Origin of the sequence: Vibrio marinisediminis (assembly GCF_014050145.1) — a bacterium.
GTDB lineage: Bacteria > Pseudomonadota > Gammaproteobacteria > Enterobacterales > Vibrionaceae > Vibrio > Vibrio marinisediminis.
This window is the reverse complement of sequence record NZ_JACFYF010000152.1, coordinates 1-305: the sequence shown is the minus strand read 5'-3', so window position 1 is coordinate 305 and position 305 is coordinate 1. Positions and strand designations below refer to the sequence as shown.

Sequence of the window (305 nt, the reverse complement as noted above, 5' to 3'; positions counted from 1 at the left end):
GAAGGGAATGAATTAGTGTTGATATTATTGTATTTAGTGTGTCCTCTAATGCTAATTAATACAGGATTGTTTGTTTTTCTGCATAAAACTGAAAACGTACAAAATGGAAATACGAAATACCAAGTCAGTTTTTCTACGAACAAAGGAAACTTCAAACTGGATAATATTAAACGTGGCGCATCCGTCATCGGATCCGCCGGAAGTGGAAAAACCGAAAGTGTAGTTTATGGGTTTCTCAACCATTTCAGGAAAGAGGACTTTTGCGGAATCATACACGACTACAAAGACTTTGAACTAACAGAAAT

General features: G+C 36.1%; 1 protein-coding gene. It reads left to right on the top strand.

Annotated features, from left to right (window positions below):
• Window positions 1–48: 48 nt before the first annotated feature.
• On the top strand, window positions 49–305 hold a 257-nt coding region (locus tag H2O73_RS23755; RefSeq protein WP_220457725.1), incomplete at its 3' end, for a hypothetical protein.